The organism is Burkholderia sp. LMG 13014 (assembly GCF_905232215.1).
Taxonomy (GTDB): domain Bacteria; phylum Pseudomonadota; class Gammaproteobacteria; order Burkholderiales; family Burkholderiaceae; genus Burkholderia.
Genome location: NZ_CAJNKE010000659.1, coordinates 1 through 3,089, shown reverse-complemented (window position 1 = coordinate 3,089; position 3,089 = coordinate 1). Strand labels below are relative to the sequence as shown.

The 3,089-nt window shown below is 68.9% G+C and carries 3 protein-coding genes; all 3 read left to right on the top strand.

Translation table 11 applies throughout. From position 1 onward, the window contains the following. A partial coding sequence (locus JYJ84_RS38315) for an FAD-dependent monooxygenase (RefSeq protein WP_205189987.1) occupies positions 1-325 on the top strand: 325 nt, incomplete at its 5' end. A gap of 184 nt (positions 326-509) precedes the next feature. After that, the gene (locus JYJ84_RS32645) at positions 510-1,727 is read left to right on the top strand and encodes an MFS transporter (RefSeq protein ID WP_175221455.1); all 1,218 of its coding nucleotides are present in this window, start codon (positions 510-512) and stop codon (positions 1,725-1,727) included. Between the two features lie 169 nt (positions 1,728-1,896). Beyond that, positions 1,897-3,009, top strand: coding sequence for an alkene reductase (locus tag JYJ84_RS32640; protein WP_175221454.1), 1,113 nt, complete (start codon positions 1,897-1,899; stop codon positions 3,007-3,009). Positions 3,010-3,089 lie beyond the last annotated feature (80 nt).

Below are 3,089 nucleotides of genomic sequence, written 5' to 3'. Positions count from 1 at the left end.
TCTGCCGCCGGTGCTGTCACAACTGGTCGACGCGACCGCCGCGCCATCCGTTCAGGCCGTCTTCGATGTCTTCAGCCCCGCCTTCGCCAACGGCCGCGTCGCGCTCGTCGGCGACGCGGCCTGCACGCTGCGGCCCCATACGGCATCCGGCATGTCGAAGGCCCTCGCCGATGCCGTCACCCTCGCGCAGGCGCTGCCGTCGAGCGCGTACGACGTCACGAGACGCACCGCGTCCTGGGCTGCCGCGCGCCGGGTCGCGTCGGCCAGCCTTGCCGACGCCGGCGTTCGGTTCGCGACCGATCTCGGCCTCGGCGCGTGCGCATGAACTCGCCCACGGTCCGACCCCTTTGCGTGGTGCGCAATGCTCGATTGCGTCCCGGACGTATTCCCTTGTTATCGATCGATCAATAATCTTGACGGCAATGCGGCAGCTTCCGTTTCGCCGCGACGGCAATCGCAACGCCAGCCCGATGAACGGGCACCCGACATCACTTTTCAAGGAGTCGACCATGTCAGCAGAATCCCCCCCGGTCGCGGCCCGCGGGCACGCGACCAAGCTCACGCAGGGCCTCATCCTGCTATTCGCGTTCAGTTGCGGCGCGATCGTCGCGAACCTGTACTACGCGCAACCGATCACCGAACTCATCGCGCCGAGCCTGCACATGTCCGGCGAAACCGCGAGCCTCATCGTGTCGCTGACGCAGATCGGTTACGCGCTCGGCCTGTTCTTCATCGTGCCGCTCGGCGACCTGCTCGAGAACCGCAAGCTGATGATCGTCACGGCCATCGTGTCGATCGCGAGCCTTGCGGCCGCCGCGGTCGTCCAGACGCCCGGGCTGTTTCTCGCGATTTCGCTGCTGGTCGGCTTCAGCTCGGTCGCCGTCCAGATCCTGGTGCCGCTCGCCGCGCACCTCGCGCCGGATCATTCGCGCGGCCGTGTGGTCGGCACGATCATGAGTGGTCTTCTGCTCGGCATCCTGCTCGCCCGCCCGCTGTCGAGCGTGGTGGCCGACGCATTCGGCTGGCGCTTCGTGTTCGCGGCCGCCGCCGTGCTGATGACGCTCGTGACGGCCGTGCTGGCGCTGACGATTCCGTCGCGCCAGCCCGATCATCGCGCGACTTATTTCGAACTGATCGGCTCGCTCCTGCATCTGGTCCGCACGATGCCGGTGCTGCGCCATCGCGCGTTCTACCAGGGCCTGATGTTCGCGTCCTTCAGCCTGTTCTGGACCGCCGTGCCGGTCGAGCTGACGCGTCACTACGGCCTGTCGCAATCCGCCATCGGCCTGTTCGCGCTCGTCGGTGCGATCGGCGCAACCTCCGCGCCGGTCGCCGGCCGCCTCGCGGATGCCGGCCATACCGTGCGGGCCACGCTGATCGCGCTGGTCGCCGGCACGCTGTCGTATGCGGTCGCGCTGATCCACGGCGCCGGCCTGTACGGCCTCGTCGTCACGGGCATCGTGCTCGATTTCGCGGTGCAGATGAACATGGTGCTCGGTCAACGCGAGATCTACGCGCTGCATGCGGCGAGCCGCAACCGTCTGAACGCGCTGTACATGACGAGCATCTTCGTCGGCGGCGCCATCGGCTCCGCGCTCGCCAGCCCGCTGTACGAGCATGGCGGCTGGCCGCTCGTCGCCGCCGTCGCCGGTGCATTCCCGATCGTCGCGCTCGTCCACTACCTTGCAATCGGCCGTCCGCACGCCGAAAGGCACGCACGGACCTGAACCGGCGCCGGCACCGGTTCACGCGCGAACCCCGCCCGGGCGCATCGCGCGCCAGAACGCTGCCGGCACGTCACCCATGTCATCCCGACTTTCCGCAGGGCCCGCCGTTGCGCCGGTCGCAACCGGACGATACGCGGCGCCGCCCTGCTCCACGCAAAAGGAAACCATCATGTCATCCCTGCTCAGCAACTACGATCTGCGCGGCCTCCCGCTTCCCAACCGTGTCGTGATGGGGCCAATGACGCGTTCGCGCGCTCCGTCGCGCGGCCAGCCGACCGACCTCATGGCCGAGTACTACGCGCAGCGCGCGTCCGCCGGGCTGATCGTCACCGAGGCGACCAACGTCAGCCCGGCCTCCGCGTCGTTCGAACTGACGCCGGGGCTCGTCACCGACGAACAGGCGGCCGGCTGGAAGCGGATCACTGACGCGGTCCATGCGAACAGCGGCCGCATCTTTGCGCAGCTGTGGCACGGTGGCCGGGTCAGTTCGCTGACGCTGCTCGGCGGCGACGCGCCGCTGTCGCCGTCCGGCGTCAACGACGATCTCGAGCAGTTGCAGGTGTGGGCGCAGTTGCAGAACGGCTATTACACGAAGATTCACGCGACGCCGTCGCGCGCGATGACGACGGACGAAGTCGCCGGGACGGTCGAGGAATTCCGCCGCGCCGCCACCCGCGCGATGGCGGCCGGCTTCGACGGCGTCGAGATCCACGCGGCCAACGGCTACCTGCCGCACCAGTTCCTGTCGTCGACGCTGAACCGCCGCGACGATCGTTACGGCGGCTCGGTTGCGGGCCGCGCGCGCTTCCTCGAGGAAATCATCGACGCGGTCAGCGGCGAGATGCCGCTGAGCCGCGTGGGCGTGCGCATTTCGCCGTACGCAAAATACAACAACGTGCGCGACGCGAATCCGGATGCGACGTACGCGTATGTCGGCCGCATGCTCGACGAAGCCGGCGTCGCCTACGTGCACGCGGCGGACACCAACGGCTGGAGCGGCGAGCCGGACCTGCCGCGTATCGTCGAGAACACGCGCAAGGCTTACCGCGGCACACTGATCGTCAACGGCGGCATTGCGCCGGAGGCCGCGAATACGCTGATCGATGCGGGCGACGCCGATCTCGTCGCGTTTGCGCGCGCATACATCGCGAACCCCGATCTGGTCGAGCGCATCGCGGCGAATGCGCCGCTCGCCGCGCCGAAGTCGGTCGGCTGGTATGGCGGCGACCGATCGGGGTACGTCGACTATGCGCGTCACGACGCAGCGGAGCGGACCGCCTGAGCCTCGCAGCGGCTGCCGGCTGACTACCACCGTAGGGCGCCCGGGCGTGCGGCCGGGCCGCGGGCGCGGGGGGGGGCGCC